This window comes from Enterococcus sp. DIV0561 (assembly GCF_050539875.1).
Lineage (GTDB): Bacteria > Bacillota > Bacilli > Lactobacillales > Enterococcaceae > Enterococcus > Enterococcus faecalis.
The window spans coordinates 2,032,144-2,049,809 of record NZ_CP172927.1 but is presented as its reverse complement, the minus strand read 5'-3'; the positions used below and the strand labels follow the sequence as shown (position 1 = coordinate 2,049,809).

At 38.6% G+C, this 17,666-nt stretch carries 17 protein-coding genes; 15 read left to right on the top strand and 2 right to left on the bottom strand.

The features are described 5' to 3' along the window. Entirely contained in the window at positions 1-2,085 is a 2,085-nt protein-coding gene (glyS, locus tag IGM13_RS09830) for a glycine--tRNA ligase subunit beta (RefSeq protein WP_002420038.1), read from the top strand. 39 nt (positions 2,086-2,124) lie between these two features. Further along, a complete protein-coding gene (locus IGM13_RS09825) occupies positions 2,125-2,316 on the top strand; it encodes a DNA-directed RNA polymerase subunit alpha C-terminal domain-containing protein (RefSeq protein ID WP_002420039.1) in 192 nt (63 codons plus the stop codon). Positions 2,317-2,349: 33 nt separating this feature from the next. Here IGM13_RS09825 and yidC read toward each other — a convergent pair whose 3' ends face one another. Both yidC and IGM13_RS09815 read right to left on the bottom strand, forming a co-directional pair. After that, positions 2,350-3,282 carry a membrane protein insertase YidC gene (gene yidC / locus IGM13_RS09820; protein WP_002382768.1) on the bottom strand — a complete coding sequence of 311 codons (933 nt, stop codon included), beginning with the start codon at positions 3,280-3,282 and terminating at the stop codon, positions 2,350-2,352. Positions 3,283-3,448: 166 nt separating this feature from the next. Next, the gene (locus IGM13_RS09815) at positions 3,449-3,724 is read right to left on the bottom strand and encodes an acylphosphatase (protein ID WP_010715369.1); all 276 of its coding nucleotides are present in this window, start codon (positions 3,722-3,724) and stop codon (positions 3,449-3,451) included. A gap of 106 nt (positions 3,725-3,830) precedes the next feature. On the opposite strand from IGM13_RS09815, the gene IGM13_RS09810 reads away from it, so the two are divergent. The 13 genes from IGM13_RS09810 (at position 3,831) to IGM13_RS09750 (ending at position 17,626) form a co-directional block, all read left to right on the top strand. Further along, the gene (locus IGM13_RS09810) at positions 3,831-4,607 is read left to right on the top strand and encodes a TrmH family RNA methyltransferase (RefSeq protein WP_002356757.1); all 777 of its coding nucleotides are present in this window, start codon (positions 3,831-3,833) and stop codon (positions 4,605-4,607) included. A 19-nt stretch (positions 4,608-4,626) separates the two neighbouring features. Further along, complete coding sequence (locus tag IGM13_RS09805) at positions 4,627-5,064, top strand: GNAT family N-acetyltransferase (RefSeq protein WP_002382772.1); 438 nt, start codon at positions 4,627-4,629, stop codon at positions 5,062-5,064. 183 nt (positions 5,065-5,247) lie between these two features. Continuing rightward, the gene (gene rpsB / locus IGM13_RS09800; RefSeq protein WP_002356759.1) at positions 5,248-6,033 is read left to right on the top strand and encodes a 30S ribosomal protein S2; all 786 of its coding nucleotides are present in this window, start codon (positions 5,248-5,250) and stop codon (positions 6,031-6,033) included. A gap of 105 nt (positions 6,034-6,138) precedes the next feature. Next, positions 6,139-7,020, top strand: a complete 882-nt coding sequence (tsf, locus tag IGM13_RS09795; RefSeq protein ID WP_002356760.1) for a translation elongation factor Ts — start codon at positions 6,139-6,141, stop codon at positions 7,018-7,020. A gap of 260 nt (positions 7,021-7,280) precedes the next feature. Beyond that, a complete protein-coding gene (pyrH, locus tag IGM13_RS09790) occupies positions 7,281-8,003 on the top strand; it encodes a UMP kinase (RefSeq protein WP_002356761.1) in 723 nt (240 codons plus the stop codon). 3 nt (positions 8,004-8,006) lie between these two features. Beyond that, complete coding sequence (gene frr / locus IGM13_RS09785) at positions 8,007-8,564, top strand: ribosome recycling factor (RefSeq protein WP_002420040.1); 558 nt, start codon at positions 8,007-8,009, stop codon at positions 8,562-8,564. 369 nt (positions 8,565-8,933) lie between these two features. Next, complete coding sequence (gene sufC / locus IGM13_RS09780) at positions 8,934-9,704, top strand: Fe-S cluster assembly ATPase SufC (RefSeq protein WP_002356763.1); 771 nt, start codon at positions 8,934-8,936, stop codon at positions 9,702-9,704. Positions 9,705-9,718: 14 nt separating this feature from the next. Further along, entirely contained in the window at positions 9,719-11,005 is a 1,287-nt protein-coding gene (sufD, locus tag IGM13_RS09775) for a Fe-S cluster assembly protein SufD (RefSeq protein WP_002368983.1), read from the top strand. Further along, positions 11,002-12,237, top strand: coding sequence for a cysteine desulfurase (locus IGM13_RS09770; RefSeq protein WP_002420041.1), 1,236 nt, complete (start codon positions 11,002-11,004; stop codon positions 12,235-12,237). The genes sufD and IGM13_RS09770 overlap by 4 nt, the downstream gene beginning before the upstream one ends. Continuing rightward, complete coding sequence (gene sufU, locus IGM13_RS09765; RefSeq protein ID WP_002356768.1) at positions 12,224-12,691, top strand: Fe-S cluster assembly sulfur transfer protein SufU; 468 nt, start codon at positions 12,224-12,226, stop codon at positions 12,689-12,691. Before IGM13_RS09770 ends, sufU begins: the two co-directional genes overlap by 14 nt. Before the next feature lie 18 nt (positions 12,692-12,709). Beyond that, the gene (gene sufB / locus IGM13_RS09760) at positions 12,710-14,104 is read left to right on the top strand and encodes a Fe-S cluster assembly protein SufB (protein ID WP_002356769.1); all 1,395 of its coding nucleotides are present in this window, start codon (positions 12,710-12,712) and stop codon (positions 14,102-14,104) included. A gap of 463 nt (positions 14,105-14,567) precedes the next feature. Beyond that, entirely contained in the window at positions 14,568-15,836 is a 1,269-nt protein-coding gene (rseP, locus tag IGM13_RS09755) for an RIP metalloprotease RseP (RefSeq protein ID WP_002362168.1), read from the top strand. A 71-nt stretch (positions 15,837-15,907) separates the two neighbouring features. Next, complete coding sequence (locus tag IGM13_RS09750; RefSeq protein ID WP_002400832.1) at positions 15,908-17,626, top strand: proline--tRNA ligase; 1,719 nt, start codon at positions 15,908-15,910, stop codon at positions 17,624-17,626. The last annotated feature ends 40 nt before the right edge of the window (positions 17,627-17,666 follow it).

Genomic DNA, 17,666 nt, shown 5'->3' with positions numbered 1-17,666 from the left:
ATGGCAAAAGATTTATTATTAGAAATTGGCTTAGAAGAAATGCCCGCACATGTTGTCACACCAAGCCGTATCCAACTTGAAGAAAAAGTAATCAAATTTTTAGATGAACATCATTTAGACTATGAAACAGTGCAATCCTTTGCCACACCTCGTCGTTTAGCCGTGAAAGTAACTGCGATTCCTGAAAAACAAGCAGATGTTGAAGAAGAAGTAAAAGGTCCAGCGAAAAAAATTGCTTTAGATGCTGAAGGAAATTGGTCAAAAGCTGCACAAGGTTTTGTACGCGGCCAAGGAGTCACAACTGAGGACATTGTTTTCAAAGAATTAAATGGTGTCGAATATGTCTATGTGACGAAGTTTACCAAAGGCCAAAGTGCCAAAGAAGTATTAACAAAATTAAATGACGTGATTACAAGTCTAACTTTCCCGGTAACAATGCACTGGGCAAACTATGATTTCGAATATATTCGTCCAATTCACTGGATTGTGGCACTACTTGATGATGAAGTAATTCCTTTCAAAGTGTTAGACGTGACGACAGGGCAAACTTCTCGTGGCCACCGTTTCTTGGGAGACGATGTGACGTTCCAACATGCTAATGAATATGAAGCAAAATTAAAAGAACAATTTGTAGTGGTTCAACCGAATGAACGGAAACAAACGATTGTTGATCAAGCGAACGCACTCGCTGCAGAAAAAAATTGGCAGTTAGCTTTAGATGAAGAGTTATTGGAAGAAGTTACGAATTTAGTGGAATATCCAACTGCATTTGTAGGCAGTTTTGATGAAAAATATTTATCTGTTCCAGATGAAGTATTAGTGACTTCTATGAAAGAACACCAACGTTACTTTGAAGTTCGTAACGACCAAGGCTTATTAATGCCGCATTTTATCGCTGTTCGCAATGGGGATAATGTTCACCTTGAAAACGTGATTAAAGGAAATGAAAAAGTGTTAATTGCTCGTTTAGAAGATGCAGAATTTTTTTACAATGAAGATAAAAAATTAACGATTGAAGCATGTGTTGAAAAACTAAAAAATGTGACTTTCCATGAAAAGATTGGCTCAATTTATGAAAAAATGCAACGGGTTGCTTTGATTGCACAAATCATTGGTCGAAAAGTTGGCTTATCTGAGGAGGAATTGGAAGATTTAAAACGTGCCTCTGAAATTTATAAATTTGACTTAGTAACAAATATGGTTGGTGAATTCCCAGAATTACAAGGAATTATGGGAGAAAAATATGCCTTATTACAAGGCGAAAAACCAGCTGTAGCAACGGCTATTCGAGAACATTATCTACCAACTTCCAGTGAAGGTGAATTGCCAGAAACAGCAATCGGGGCTGTTTTAGCCTTAGCCGATAAGCTTGACAGCGTCTTTTCATTCTTCTCAGTTGGTATGATTCCAACAGGTTCTAACGATCCTTATGCACTTCGTCGTCAAACCTATGGCGTTATCCGAATTATTGAAGATAAAGGCTGGACCTTCCCATTAGTCCAATTACAAACAGAAGTTGATGAAGCAGTGAATCAAGATGTTGAGAAATATGGCGTTTTACTAAACGAAGGACAAGCAGAAGTCGTTGAATTTGTGAAAGCTCGCTTACGTCAATTATTAATGACGAAAAATGTTCGCCATGACATTATCGATGCAGTGGTGTCTGCTGAGCAAGCCGATTTATCGAAATTATTTGCTTCAGCGAATATTTTAAAAAGCCGTTTTGAAGATCAAGATTTTAAACCATCAATGGAAGCCTTAACGCGTGTTATTAATTTAGCGAAAAAAGGTCAAGAACTTTTAGGTGATACTGAAGAAGGGATTGATCCAAGTCTGTTTGAAAATAAGGCAGAAAAAGAACTGTATCAAGCAGTTAACGATTTATCTGAAGCTTTTGCGACACGCACGATTGCAGAAAACTATGAAGCACTAGTAAATCTACGTCCGTTAATTGATGCGTACTTCAATGAAACGATGGTTATGGTTGAGGATGAAAAAGTCAAACAAAACCGATTAAAACAATTAATGCAAATTGCTAAAATGGCGTTATCAATTGCTAGCTTAGATTTATTAATTGTAAAATAAAAAGCGCTGCTTTTCGATCGCTAAGGAGGAACCGACAGCATGTTTGAAACAACGTTTGAACAAATTTTAACACAATTATCAAAGCCAGCTGTTCGTGCACTAACGAATGAAAAAATCGACAGTGTGGATGAACTCTACGCACGAGGCCGAAAAGCGTTACTTTCGTTGCATGGCTTTGGTCCAAAGTCTATTCGAACTATTGAAGAGATGACTGGGAAAGAATTGAAGTAAAAAAAGGATCGCCGTTTAGAGGCGATCCTTTTTTTATTTACGTTTTTGTTTTCCAGCATTGCGACCTTTATTGCCGTTTGCTTTTGGTTGGTTCGTTTTTTGTGTTACTTTGTTTGTTTCTTTTGGTGTCACATCCTTAATAGGAGTAACCACTTGTTTTGGTGGGTTATTTTTCAATTCTTCTTGTACTTGTTTTTTAATTCTTGGACGTAAGAGGATATTTGTGATGGCAGATTGAATACATGTGAAAATACCACCAACTACCCAGTAAAGCGCTACGCCTGCAGGTGAGCTAAAGGACATGAAAACAATCATTAATGGTGAAACAATCAGCATTGATTTCATTGTTTTCTTTTGTTCTTCAGGAATACCAATCATTGAAATATAACCTTGAGCTAAATAGGCTAAACCAGCTAATGCCACTAAAATCATATTTGGTTGCCCTAAATTCATTCCTAAGAAGCTTGCCGTGGCAATACCTTTTGTATAACGAGCAGCAAAGAACAGAGAAGAGAAAATAGGCATTTGAATTAATAAAGGCAAACAACCAATTCCGCCAACCATACTCACATTGTTTTCTTTATAAATCCTTTGTAGTTCTGCTTGTGCGGCCATTTGTTCTTCACGCGTACTTGCTTGTTTCATTTTTGCTTGTGCAACATCCACTTGAGGTTTGATTGCTTGCATTTTTTCCGTTTGGATAAAGCTTTTTTTCGATTGATGTAAGCCTAACGGTAAAATAATGATTCGTACAATAATGGTGATAAAAATAATCGCCCAACCATAGTTCCAATTAAAGTTATCGACAAGATAAGTAATTGCATTACTCATCGGTAAAACAAGGAAGTTATAGACAAAACCTTCACCAGTTGGTTGTCCATCTGCTCCTGTTTTCACACAGCCTGATAAAAACATTACTAAAAATAGTAAGCCAGAGCCGTAAAGCCATCGGTTTAATTTACGCATGTAATTCGGTCCTTTTCTAAAAAATTTTTACATGGTTAACTATACTTGAAACAGCGCTCTTTTTCAATCAAAATCGAAAAGAAGCTCTTACAAAAATCAATAAAAAGCAGGAACTACTTGCTGTTCAAGGCTTCTTCCCAAAGAAATCAATCGTTAGAAAGTAAGTTTATTGAATCACTTTAAATTGTTCCGTTTCTTCTAACAAAGGGTCTTCTTGAATATCAACATACGTTACACGTCCCGCTGGACTGGGGGAATCTTTGATTTTTTTGATGAATGTTTCCATTATGTCTTCAGGTGCCATTGCTGTGATTGAAACGGACCCGTCGTCTTCGTTTTTCACCGAACCAGTGACACCTAATTGATCTGCCACCATTTTGGTCATGTAGCGGAAGCCAACACCTTGGACACGCCCTTGTACATTCATTCTTAGTTTTTCCATGAGAGACACTTCCTTTGCTTTTTTCTTTATGATAGCGATTTTTCTTGGTTCTAGCAAGTATCCAAGCAAGCTAGAAGCATGCTATAATACAAAGGCGAGGTGACTTATGAAAGAAATTACATCAACGAAAAATAACCAATTAAAAGAATGGAAAAAATTACACAAAAAGAAGTACCGAGAAGAACTGAACCAATATATAATAGAAGGATTTCATTTAGTTGAAGAAGCCGTGAAGGCCAACGCCGATGTTCAGTGGATTTTGTTTAACCAAAGAGGTCAACAAGAATGGGGAACTTGGTTAGCTGAACAAGAAACAGAAAAATTAATTTTTGTTAGTGATGAGGTTTTAAATAGCTTGTCGGAGCTGCCAACTTCACAAGGAATTTTGGCAATTGTCACCTTGGAAACGCAACAAGAGCAGTCGCTTTCTTTTAAAGGTGGTTGGTTACTTTTAGATAATATCCAAGACCCTGGTAATGTTGGTACGATGATTCGCACAGCTGATGCAGCAGGTTTAGCAGGTGTGATTTTAGGTAAGGGCACAGCAGATATTTACAATACAAAAGTGTTGCGCTCAATGCAGGGAAGTCACTATCATTTGCCGGTTCTCCAACGAGAATTGACCGAAGTGGTTCAGGCATTCAAGAAGCAAGGTCTACCAGTTTTCGGTACAGAACTAAATGAAGCTGCGATTGCTTATTATGAACAAGAGGCAGTGGAAAATTATGCGTTGATTTTAGGCAATGAAGGTAGCGGGGTTTCGCCAGAATTGTTAGCAGAAACCACGAAAAATCTTTATATTCCAATGAAAGGTCAAGCAGAATCATTGAATGTCGCTATCGCAGCGGGCGTGTTAATGTTTTATTTTGAAAATAATCAATAACAGAAATGAGTGTCAAAAAATGCTGACTATCAAAAAGACAACCCAGTTAACAGAAAAAGAATTAGAAACCATTATGGCTATTTGGCTGCAAACGAATCTAGAAGCTCATCCATTTGTCGCGCCAACTTATTGGCAAGAAAATAAAGCATTTGTCCGCGCTGCGTTACCAAAAGCAACACTGATCTTAGCAGAAGAAGAGGATCAGATAATTGGGTTTTTAGGATTAATGGATAACTATATCGCAGGAATTTTTATAAAAAAAGCGTTTCAAGGGAAGGGCATCGGTCAGAAATTACTGCAAGTAGCAAAAGAAGAACAGGATGTCTTATCTTTGGCTGTTTACAGGGAAAATCAAGCAGCTTATGCCTTTTATCAAAAACAAGGCTTTGTCCAACAAAAGCGAACCATCGATGAAACGGGAAACGAAGAATGTCATCTTGTTTGGCAAGCGCAGTAGGAGCGACATTTCTAGTTTTAAGGCTTGCTATTTTTCTGAAAATATCTTATACTGTTAAAGGTGTGATTTTCACACACGAAATCCACATTCTTTTCCATCTGCGAAGTGGTGCTACTACGGTAGTTCTTCAAGGAGTTGACGAAAAGAAGAGGAAAATAAAAACCAAACTGGAGGAAACACAACATGGCAGTAATTTCTATGAAACAATTACTAGAAGCCGGCGTACACTTTGGTCACCAAACTCGTCGCTGGAACCCAAAAATGAAGAAATATATCTTCACAGAAAGAAACGGTATCTACATCATTGACTTACAAAAAACAGTGAAATTAGTAGATGCAGCTTACGATTACATGAAAAACGTTGCAGAAGAAGGCGGCGTTGCTTTATTCGTAGGAACTAAAAAACAAGCACAAGAAGCAATCAAAGATGAAGCAATCCGCGCTGGTCAATACTATGTAAACCATCGTTGGTTAGGTGGTACGTTAACTAACTGGGATACAATCCAAAAACGTATTGCTCGCTTGAAAAAAATCAATGCAATGGAAGAAGACGGCACTTTCGAAGTTTTACCTAAGAAAGAAGTTGCTGGCTTAAACAAAGAACGTGAACGTTTAGAAAAATTCTTAGGTGGTATCGCTGATATGCCAAGAATTCCAGATGTAATGTACATCGTTGACCCACGTAAAGAACGCATTGCTGTTCAAGAAGCACACAAATTAAACATTCCAATCGTTGCAATGGTTGATACAAACTGTGATCCTGATGAGATCGATGTTGTAATCCCTTCAAATGATGATGCAATCCGCGCCGTGAAATTAATCACTGCTAAAATGGCTGATGCTTTCATCGAAGGTAACCAAGGGGAAGACCAAGCAACTGAAGAGTTATTCGTTGAAGAAACACCAGAAGCAACTTCAATCGAAGAAATCGTTGATGTTGTTGAAGGAAACAACGAATCAGCTGAATAATAATGATTACGGAGCTGTCTCAAAGGCTAGGCGACAAAAAGCCTGATTCTCCTTTGAGATAGCTTTTTTAAAAAGAATTGATAATATCCGAGGAGGACACAAATAATGGCAGACGTTACAGCTAAAATGGTAAAAGAATTACGCGATATGACTGGCGTTGGAATGATGGACGCTAAAAAAGCATTAGTAAAAGTAGAAGGCGACATGGAAAAAGCCGTAGACTTTTTACGTGAAAATGGTATGGCTAAAGCAGCGAAGAAAAATGACCGCATTGCGGCTGAAGGTTTAGCAAACGTAGCAACTGTAGGTAACGTTGCAGCAATCGTTGAAGTAAACTCAGAAACTGACTTCGTTTCTAAAAACGAAATGTTCCAAGATTTAGTTAAAGATATTGCGACTAAAGTTGCTGAAAACAAACCAGCTACGATGGAAGAAGCAATGGCTATTAAAACTGAAAAAGGCACAATCGAATCTGATTTAATCGAAGCAACAACTGTTATCGGTGAAAAAATCAGCTTCCGTCGTTTTGAAGTTGTCGAAAAAGCTGACAATGCTGCATTTGGCGCTTACTTACACATGGGTGGCCGTATTGCTGTATTAACAGTTATCGATGGCACAACTGACGAAGAAGTAGCGAAAGATGTTGCTATGCACATCGCGGCAATCAACCCTCGCTATGTCAATGAATCTCAAATTCCTCAAGAAGAATTAGAACACGAAAAAGCTGTGTTAACTGAACAAGCATTAAACGAAGGTAAACCAGCAAATATCGTTGAAAAAATGGTTGTTGGTCGTCTACAAAAATTCAAAGCAGAAATCGCTTTGGTTGACCAACCATTTGTTAAAGATCCAGATATGACTGTCGAAAAATTTGTTGCTTCTAAAGGCGGCGAAGTGAAATCATTCGTACGTTTTGAAGTTGGCGAAGGTATCGAAAAACGTGAAGATAACTTTGCGGATGAAGTAATGAGCCAAATGAAAAACTAAGAGCATCAAACGCTCGGTTGAAAAGCCGTGAATCATAAGTATCTAAACAGACAGCGATCCCCAAAGGAAGCTGCATAAATTGATTACTGCTTGATTCAAGGCAGTCTTTCAGCCATTTGGGAACGCATAACTTTGATATGCGCTCCCTTTTTTTAGGCAAAACCAGTGGATCGCACTGCTTGGTCTAAAAAATCATTTTGGTGAAAAGTCATCTAAATGAGGAATTGAATGATTTTTAGAGAATCTTGGAGGGAATTATGATGGTTAAACCTAAGTATCAACGTGTCGTATTAAAGTTAAGTGGAGAAGCGCTAGCCGGAGAAGACGGTTTTGGCATTAAACCACCAGTCATTAAAGAAATCGTCCAAGAAATTAAAGAGGTCCATGAATTAGGTATCGAAATGGCCATCGTGGTTGGCGGCGGAAACATCTGGCGTGGACAAATTGGTGCTCAAATGGGCATGGAACGTGCACAAGCAGATTATATGGGCATGTTAGCTACTGTGATGAATGCCTTAGCATTGCAAGATACATTAGAAAATCTTGGTGTGCCTACACGTGTTCAAACATCAATTGAAATGCGTCAAATTGCAGAACCATACATTCGTCGTCGTGCAGAACGTCATTTAGAAAAAGGCCGCGTTGTTATTTTTGCCGGAGGAACAGGAAATCCTTACTTCTCGACAGATACAACGGCTGCGTTACGAGCTGCAGAAGTAGATGCGGACGTCATCTTAATGGCGAAGAACAATGTTGATGGTGTTTATTCTGCGGATCCACGTGTGGATGAAACAGCGACAAAATTTGAAGAACTAACACATTTAGATGTTATTTCTAAAGGGCTGCAAGTAATGGATTCAACAGCAAGCTCATTAAGTATGGATAACGATATTCCTTTAGTTGTCTTTAACCTAAATGAAGCAGGAAATATCCGTCGTGCCATCCTTGGTGAAAATATCGGAACAACTGTAAGGGGGAAATAAAGAATGTCTAAAGAAGTTTTAGCAACAGCCAAAGAAAAAATGACAAAAGCGGAAGAAAGCTTACGCCGTGAATTAGGTCAAATTCGTGCTGGTCGTGCGAACGCAAGTCTATTAGACCGTATTCAAGTAGAATATTATGGTGCACCAACACCAGTTAACCAATTAGCAAGTATCAATATCCCAGAAGCACGTGTATTAATGATTACACCGTTTGACAAAAATTCTATCGCTGACATTGAAAAAGCTATTCAAATGAGTGATATCGGCATTAGTCCAACCAATGATGGAAATGTCGTCCGTTTAGTGATTCCACAATTAACGGAAGAACGTCGGAAAGAATTAGCCAAAGACGTGAAAAAAGAAGCGGAAAACTCAAAAGTTGCTGTCCGTAACGTTCGTCGTGATGCAATGGATGAGTTGAAAAAAGCTCAAAAAAATGGCGACATCACTGAAGATGAATTACGTTCATTTGAAAAAGATGTTCAAAAATTAACAGACGATAGCATCAAAAATATCGATGCGATTACTGCTGAAAAAGAACAAGAACTTTTAGAAGTATAAAACCAATCACTAATAAAAATTATTGAATCCAGAGAAGCAATTGCTCTGGATTTTTTTGTATAGATGAGGAAGGCGTATCTCAACGCTCTCTTTGCGAAAGTCATTCTAAAGTAATTATTTAAGAAAACGCTTTCTTTAATAAATTTTTTTATTCTACCAGAATTTTTTTCTTTGTGTAGGGAGGATCACTTAAAAATATAGAGAAACTTTGAAATATCAGCCTTTTAAAATTTTCCTTCACAAATTGACTCCTAAAATTTGATGATAAGAGTTGTTATTTTTAGCAATTGTAATTTGCGATTCATTCTCAATTAGGCTAAAATGAGTGAGAACGGAAAAACGATTAAAACAAGTTGGAGGGAATTGTACATGTCTGTGTTAGAAATCAAAAATTTACACGTATCAATTGAAGATAAAAAGATTCTAAAAGGAGTCGACTTAACAATTAATACTGGAGAAATCCATGCAATTATGGGGCCTAATGGAACTGGTAAATCTACTTTATCAGCAGCAATTATGGGAAATCCTAACTATGAAGTCACAGAAGGAGAAATTCTATTTGACGGCGTCAACGTTTTAGATTTAGAAGTAGACGAACGCGCTCGCCTAGGCTTATTCTTAGCAATGCAATACCCAAGTGAAATTCCAGGGATTACCAATGCTGAATTCATGCGTGCAGCAATCAATGCAAAACGTGACGAAGACAACAAAATGTCAGTCATGCAGTTCTTAAAAAAATTAGATAGCAAAATGGAATTATTAAATATGCCTGAAGAAATGGCTGAGCGTTACTTAAACGAAGGGTTTTCTGGCGGCGAGAAAAAACGAAATGAAATTTTACAATTATTGATGTTAGAGCCTACGTTTGCTATTTTAGATGAAATTGATTCAGGCTTAGATATCGATGCGTTAAAAGTAGTTTCTAAAGGGGTTAATGAAATGCGCGGCGAGAACTTTGGTGCGTTAATTATTACCCATTATCAACGCTTATTGAACTATATCACGCCAGATGTTGTTCATATCATGATGGAAGGCCGCGTTGTGAAAACTGGTGGGGCTGATTTGGCAAAACGTTTAGAAACAGAAGGCTATGCTGGTATCAGCCAAGAATTAGGTATTGATTACAAAGAAGAAGCGTAAGGAGGACAAGATAAATGAAAAAAGTAAATCTAATGGATTATCTTGACGAAGTCACCGCTTTTTCACTAGAACATGAAGAACCAGCTTGGATGACTGAATTGCGAACAACGGCTTTAAAAAACGCTGACGAAAGTGAGTTACCACATATTGATCGTGTGAAATTTCATCGTTGGCCTTTATTAAATGTTCACATGGAAAGTTATGTGCCTTCTGAAGGAAATGTCGCAAGTTTTGATCAAATGAAAGACAATCCTTTAATTGTTCAACAAGGATCTTTTCATGCTTTTGAGCAATTGCCAGCCTCATTAGCGGAACAAGGGGTAATTTTTACAGACATTTTTACTGCTTTACAAGAACACCCAGAATTAGTTAAAGAATACTATATGACTAAAGCCGTATTACCAGAAGAGGATAAGCTGACAGCAGCTCATGCAGCTTTCATGAATAGTGGCGTTTTCTTATACGTTCCTAAAAACGTAGTGATTGAAGAGCCCATTGAATCTTTGTTTATTCAGGATTCAGATAGCAACCAACCTTTCTTTAAACATGTTTTAATCGTTGCAGATAATCATAGTGAATTCAGTTATTTAGAACGTTTTCAATCAACTGGTCATCACGCAGAGAAAGCTTCTGGAAATATCGTTGTGGAAGTGATTGCGAAAGATGGCGCAAAAGTTAAATACTCAGCTGTGGATCAATTAGGGCAAACTGTAACGACTTATATGAATCGTCGTGGCTATATTATGCGGGATGCCTCTGTTGATTGGGCTCTAGGCGTCATGAATGATGGCGATGTTGTTGCTGATTTTGATTCTGATTTAGTTGGCGAAGGCGCTCATTCAGAAGTTAAAGTCGTTGCAATTAGTGCAGGTAAACAAACACAAGGCATCGACACACGAGTGACAAATAAAGCGCCACATTCAATAGGTCATATTTTACAACATGGAGTTATTCGTGAACGTGGTACTTTAACGTTTAACGGAATTGGCCACATTTTAAAAGGAGCAAAAGGAGCCGACGCACAGCAAGAAAGTCGTGTTTTAATGTTGTCTGATAAAGCTCGTGGTGATGCCAATCCAATTCTTTTAATTGATGAAAATGAAGTGACTGCCGGACACGCAGCCAGCGTTGGTCGAGTAGATCCAGAAGAAATGTATTATTTAATGAGCCGCGGCTTGCGTAAAGAAGAAGCGGAACGTTTGGTGATTCGTGGCTTCCTAGGTTCTGTCATTACAGCAATTCCAGTTAAAGAAGTACAAAATGAATTTGTAGAAGTAATCGAAGGGAAGTTAAACGCATGATGGATGCAGCAACCATTCGTCAATCGTTTCCTATTTTATTTCAAGAAGTTAATGATGAACCGCTAGTTTATTTAGACAATGCTGCAACAACCCAAAAACCATCGGCAGTGTTAGATGTTTTACGACATTATTATGAAACCGATAATGCCAATGTTCATCGTGGGGTGCACACGTTAGCCGAACGAGCAACGAAGGACTATGAAGCCTCCCGCGAAAAGGTTCGCCAATTTATACATGCTAAAGAAACAGCGGAAGTTTTATTTACACGAGGAACAACAACCAGTTTGAATTGGATTGCCAAAAGTTATGGTGACTTGGCAGTTACAGCCGGGGATGAAATCGTCATATCTTACATGGAACATCATTCAAACATTATTCCCTGGCAACAATTAGCCCAACGGACAGGGGCCAGTTTGAAGTATATAGACGTCACTGAAGACGGCTTTTTAGACATGGCAAGTGCACGTCAACAAATTACAGAAAAAACGAAAATTGTTTCGATTGCTCATGTTTCAAATGTGTTAGGGGTCATTAATCCAATCGAAGAATTAACACAATTAGCTCATCAAAATGGCGCTGTGATGGTGGTAGATGGCGCGCAAGCAGTTCCTCATATGCCTGTGGACGTTCAAGCCATCGATGCTGATTTTTATGCATTTAGTGGTCACAAAATGTGTGGACCAACTGGAATTGGTGTCCTTTATGGCAAACGTCATTTATTGGAACAAATGGAACCTGTGGAATTTGGTGGCGAAATGATTGACTTTGTTCATCTTCAAGAAAGTACTTGGAAAGAGCTTCCTTGGAAATTTGAAGCTGGCACACCTAATATTGCTGGTGCAATTGCTTTAGGTGCCGCTATTGATTATTTAACAGAAATTGGTTTAGAGGCCATTCATCAACATGAAGCAGCCCTTGTTCACTATGTTTTGCCGAAGTTGCAAGCTATCGAGGGCTTGACGATTTATGGTCCACAGAATCCAAAAGACCACACAGGTGTGATTGCTTTTAATATTGAAGGTTTACATCCACATGATGTGGCTACGGCGTTAGATATGGAAGGGGTCGCTGTCAGAGCGGGTCACCATTGTGCGCAACCGCTATTAAACTATCTGAGCGTGCCAGCAACTGCACGGGCAAGTTTTTATTTATACAATACCAAAGAAGACGCAGATCGCTTAGTTGAAGCGATTAAAGCGACAAAGGAGTTTTTCCAGCATGGCACTTTCTAAATTAGATAACTTATATCGCCAAGTCATTTTGGACCATTCTAGCCACCCACATCACCACGGAACGCTAGATGCGTCTAGCCAAACAATTGAACTGAATAATCCTACTTGTGGAGATGTGATTGAACTGGATGTGGCCATTGAAGACGGTGTGATTAAAGATATCGCCTTTCAAGGAAGTGGCTGTTCCATCAGTACCGCAAGTGCTAGTATGATGACTGATGCGGTCTTAGGAAAAACAATCGCCGAAGCAACGGCCTTAGCAGAGGATTTCTCTCAACTTGTTCAAGGAAATGAAGTGGCCGAAGATGAAAAATTAGGCGATGCAGCAATGTTAAGCGGCGTAGCTAAATTTCCAGCTCGGATTAAATGTGCAACCCTGGCTTGGAAAGCCTTAGAGCAGGCTGTTGCTAATAACGGCCAAGGCGAAGCCGGTCATTTACATTGTGAAAAATAAAGAAAGGGTGACGACGAATTGAGTACAGTACCTGAATTAGAAGAATATAAATTTGGCTTTCACGACGATGTGGAACCAGTCTTTAGTACCGGAGACGGCCTAACCGAAGACGTCGTTCGCGAAATTTCTCGCGTGAAAGGCGAACCAGAATGGATGCTTGACTTCCGTTTAAAATCGTTAGAACAATTCAATAAAATGCCCATGCAAGAATGGGGTCCAGACCTGTCAGATATTGACTTTAGTAAAATTAAATATTACCAAAAACCGAGTGACAAACCCGCACGCGATTGGGATGATGTACCTGATAAAATCAAAGAAACCTTTGAAAAAATTGGGATTCCCGAAGCTGAGCGTGCTTATCTAGCTGGGGCTTCGGCTCAATATGAATCAGAAGTTGTTTACCACAACATGAAAGAAGAATTTGAAAAATTAGGCATCATTTTTACAGATACTGACTCTGCTTTAAAAGAATATCCTGACTTATTCAAAGAGTATTTTTCAAAACTTGTGCCACCAACAGATAATAAACTGGCCGCTTTAAACTCAGCTGTTTGGTCAGGTGGAACCTTTATTTATGTACCAAAAGGCGTTCGAGTTGATGTACCATTACAAACATATTTCCGAATCAACGCTGAAAATACCGGCCAATTTGAACGGACCTTGATTATTGTCGATGAAGGGGCTAGCGTTCACTATGTTGAAGGTTGTACGGCACCCACGTATTCAAGTAACAGCTTGCATGCGGCCATCGTAGAAATTTTTACAAGAAAAGATGCTTATTGTCGTTATACCACTATTCAAAACTGGTCAGATAACGTCTACAACTTAGTAACCAAACGTGCTAAAGCTTACGAAGGTGCCACTGTCGAATGGATTGATGGTAACCTAGGAGCTAAAACAACCATGAAATATCCAAGCGTTTACTTAGATGGCAAAGGCGCCCGTGGCACGATGTTATCGATTGCCTTTGCTGGTGCTAACCAAATCCAAGATACTGGGGCCAAAATGATTCACAATGCGCCGAATACCTCTAGCTCAATTGTTTCAAAATCAATTGCTAAAGACGGCGGCGAAGTTAACTACCGTGGCCAAGTGACTTTTGGAAAAGACAGCGCGGGCTCGATTTCCCACATCGAATGCGACACGATTATCATGGACGAAAAATCAAAATCAGATACGATTCCGTTTAACGAAATCCATAACAGCCAAGTGTCCTTAGAACACGAAGCCAAAGTTTCAAAAATTTCTGAAGAACAATTATATTATTTAATGAGTCGCGGCTTATCTGAAGCCGAAGCGACAGAAATGATTGTTATGGGCTTTGTTGAACCATTTACGAAAGAATTACCGATGGAATATGCGGTTGAGTTGAATCGGTTGATTAGTTATGAGATGGAAGGTAGTGTAGGTTAAAACCTCAAACCAACAACATACTTCAAGAAACCAGCGTCTAACGCTGGTTTCTTTCTTTAACAACTACCGTTCTGCCTTGCAAAAAACAAATAAGAAATTCCCTTATCTATTCAAAGGTATTTCTATTAGAACCAATCAACTATAGCTTATATTTTTTCTATAACGAGCTAAACAAACCACATTCTTATTGAATTTTTAAAGCAACGTTCTCAAATTAACGGATTTTCTAAAAAAACACAAAATATCTAGGCGAAGTGGTCAAGTCCAATGGTTATTTATGAGTGAATATGCTAAAATAAAACTTGTCTTACATAAGGAAAGATTTGTTCACTAACAGTGGCGACTGTTCTCAGTAAACAGTTGCACTGGTTTATCGGGAAGGGAACAGAGCAAGTTTTACGAGACTTTCCCATGTAATAATAAAAAGCACTGAACGTCAGTGAATGAAGGAAGAAGGGCATCTATGAAAACAATTATCACATTCATTATTGTCTTCGGTATTCTTGTCCTCGTACATGAATTTGGCCACTTTTATTTTGCAAAACGAGCGGGTATTTTAGTTCGTGAGTTTGCAATCGGAATGGGACCAAAGATTTTTGCGCATCGTGGAAAAGATGGCACCACTTATACGATTCGCTTATTGCCGATTGGTGGCTATGTGCGAATGGCTGGGATGGGCGAAGACATGACAGAAATTACACCAGGTATGCCTCTATCTGTTGAGTTAAATGCCGTGGGTAATGTGGTTAAAATTAATACAAGTAAAAAAGTACAATTACCTCATAGTATTCCGATGGAAGTCGTTGATTTTGATCTTGAAAAAGAATTATTCATCAAGGGCTATGTCAATGGAAACGAGGAAGAAGAAACCGTTTATAAAGTTGACCATGATGCAACGATTATTGAAAGTGATGGTACCGAGGTGCGGATTGCGCCACTTGACGTTCAATTTCAATCAGCGAAATTATCGCAACGCATTTTAACGAACTTTGCGGGACCCATGAATAACTTTATCTTAGGGTTTATTCTATTTACGTTAGCGGTCTTTCTACAAGGAGGCGTCACTGATTTAAACACGAATCAAATTGGACAAGTGATTCCTAATGGCCCAGCCGCAGAAGCTGGGTTGAAAGAAAACGATAAAGTCTTATCGATTAATAATCAAAAAATCAAAAAATACGAAGATTTTACAACCATTGTGCAGAAGAACCCCGAAAAGCCGTTAACGTTCGTAGTTGAGCGTAACGGCAAAGAAGAGCAACTAACAGTGACACCAGAAAAACAAAAAGTGGAAAAACAAACGATTGGTAAAGTCGGCGTTTATCCTTATATGAAAACCGATTTACCGTCAAAATTGATGGGCGGTATTCAGGATACTTTAAATAGTACGACACAGATTTTTAAAGCACTCGGCTCGCTATTCACCGGTTTTAGCTTAAACAAACTAGGTGGGCCAGTCATGATGTTTAAATTATCGGAAGAAGCATCCAATGCTGGAGTAAGTACAGTTGTATTCTTAATGGCCATGTTGTCAATGAACTTAGGGATTATTAATTTGTTGCCGATCCCAGCTTTAGATGGCGGGAAAATTGTCTTAAACATTATTGAAGGTGTACGTGGAAAACCAATTAGTCCTGAAAAAGAAGGCATCATTACGTTAATTGGCTTTGGGTTTGTCATGGTGTTAATGGTGTTAGTTACTTGGAACGATATTCAACGCTTTTTCTTTTAAGGAGAAAGCTTAAGTAAAAAAGTGTGTAAAGAAATCAAAAATAGTTGATTTTAAAATAGAGGAGAGTTTTAATGAAACAGTCAAAAATGTTAATTCCAACGTTAAGAGAAGTACCAAATGATGCAGAAGTCTTAAGTCATCAAATTCTGTTGCGCGCAGGCTATATTCGTCAAGTCGCTGCAGGGATCTATTCTTATTTACCTTTAGCCAATCGTGTTTTAGAAAAATTAAAAACGATTATGCGAGAAGAATTTGAGAAAATTGATGCAGTTGAAATGTTAATGCCTGCGTTATTACCAGCAGAACTTTGGAAAGAATCAGGCCGTTATGAAACTTATGGACCTAACTTGTATCGCTTAAAAGATCGCAATGACCGTGACTATATCTTAGGCCCAACGCATGAAGAAACCTTCACAGAATTAATTCGTGATGAAATCAATTCTTACAAACGATTACCTTTGAATTTATACCAAATTCAAACAAAATATCGTGATGAAAAACGCCCACGTTCTGGCTTATTAAGAGGCCGTGAATTTATCATGAAAGATGGCTATTCTTTCCATGCCGATGAAGCTAGTTTAGATCAATCATACCGTGATTACGAAAAAGCTTACTCACGCATTTTTGAACGCTGTGGACTAGAATTCCGTGCCATTATTGGGGACGGTGGTGCCATGGGTGGTAAAGATTCTAAAGAATTTATGGCGATTTCTGAAATTGGGGAAGATACTATTTGCTATTCAACAGAAAGTGATTATGCTGCCAATTTAGAAATGGCAACAAGTCTTTATACGCCGAAAAAATCACATGAAACACAATTAGATTTAGAAAAAATTGCAACACCAGAAGTGGGTACAATTGCCGAAGTGGCAAACTTCTTTGAAGTTGAGCCACAACGTATTATTAAATCAGTACTATTTATTGCCGATGAAGAGCCAGTAATGGTCTTGGTTCGTGGCGATCATGATGTCAATGACGTCAAATTGAAAAACTTCTTAGGCGCTGATTTCCTAGATGAAGCAACAGAAGAAGATGCTCGCCGTGTCTTAGGAGCTGGCTTTGGTTCAATTGGTCCAGTCAATGTTGCCGAAGATGTTAAAATTTATGCAGATTTAGCTGTTCAAGATTTAGCCAACGCCATTGTTGGGGCTAACGAAGATGGCTATCATTTGACAAATGTAAATCCAGATCGTGACTTCCAACCAATTAGTTACGAAGATTTACGCTTTGTTCAAGAAGGCGATCCTTCTCCTGATGGCAATGGCGTCTTAGCATTTACTAAAGGAATCGAAATTGGTCATATCTTTAAATTAGGAACGCGTTATAGTGATGCTATGGGCGCAACAGTTTTAGATGAAAACGGTCGTGAAAAATCAGTGATCATGGGTTGCTATGGCATCGGCGTTAGTCGTTTACTTTCAGCAATCGTTGAACAAAATGCAGACGAGCGTGGTATTAATTGGCCAACAGGGATTGCGCCATTTGATTTACACGTGGTTCAAATGAATGTGAAAGATGAGTACCAAACAAAACTATCACAAGAAGTTGAAGCAATGATGACTGAAGCGGGCTACGAAGTATTAGTTGATGACCGCAACGAGCGCGCAGGCGTAAAATTTGCTGATGCTGATTTAATTGGTTGTCCAATCCGTATCACAGTCGGGAAAAAAGCAGTCGATGGTGTGGTAGAAGTCAAAATCAAACGTACTGGTGAAATGTTAGAAGTACGCAAAGAAGAATTAGAAAGCACACTTTCTATTTTGATGAACACAACATCAGAAGCGGAATAATAATGAAAAGGGCGGACAGAATGATTAGGATAAACTGTTT

Coding starts and splice junctions, on each gene's coding strand:
- glyS (WP_002420038.1), top strand. CDS start 1: ATGGCAAAAGATTTATTATTAGAAATTGGCTTAGAAGAAATGCCCGCA.
- IGM13_RS09825 (WP_002420039.1), top strand. CDS start 2,125: ATGTTTGAAACAACGTTTGAACAAATTTTAACACAATTATCAAAGCCA.
- yidC (WP_002382768.1), bottom strand. CDS start 3,282: ATGCGTAAATTAAACCGATGGCTTTACGGCTCTGGCTTACTATTTTTA.
- IGM13_RS09815 (WP_010715369.1), bottom strand. CDS start 3,724: ATGGAAAAACTAAGAATGAATGTACAAGGGCGTGTCCAAGGTGTTGGC.
- IGM13_RS09810 (WP_002356757.1), top strand. CDS start 3,831: ATGAAAGAAATTACATCAACGAAAAATAACCAATTAAAAGAATGGAAA.
- IGM13_RS09805 (WP_002382772.1), top strand. CDS start 4,627: ATGCTGACTATCAAAAAGACAACCCAGTTAACAGAAAAAGAATTAGAA.
- rpsB (WP_002356759.1), top strand. CDS start 5,248: ATGGCAGTAATTTCTATGAAACAATTACTAGAAGCCGGCGTACACTTT.
- tsf (WP_002356760.1), top strand. CDS start 6,139: ATGGCAGACGTTACAGCTAAAATGGTAAAAGAATTACGCGATATGACT.
- pyrH (WP_002356761.1), top strand. CDS start 7,281: ATGGTTAAACCTAAGTATCAACGTGTCGTATTAAAGTTAAGTGGAGAA.
- frr (WP_002420040.1), top strand. CDS start 8,007: ATGTCTAAAGAAGTTTTAGCAACAGCCAAAGAAAAAATGACAAAAGCG.
- sufC (WP_002356763.1), top strand. CDS start 8,934: ATGTCTGTGTTAGAAATCAAAAATTTACACGTATCAATTGAAGATAAA.
- sufD (WP_002368983.1), top strand. CDS start 9,719: ATGAAAAAAGTAAATCTAATGGATTATCTTGACGAAGTCACCGCTTTT.
- IGM13_RS09770 (WP_002420041.1), top strand. CDS start 11,002: ATGATGGATGCAGCAACCATTCGTCAATCGTTTCCTATTTTATTTCAA.
- sufU (WP_002356768.1), top strand. CDS start 12,224: ATGGCACTTTCTAAATTAGATAACTTATATCGCCAAGTCATTTTGGAC.
- rseP (WP_002362168.1), top strand. CDS start 14,568: ATGAAAACAATTATCACATTCATTATTGTCTTCGGTATTCTTGTCCTC.
- IGM13_RS09750 (WP_002400832.1), top strand. CDS start 15,908: ATGAAACAGTCAAAAATGTTAATTCCAACGTTAAGAGAAGTACCAAAT.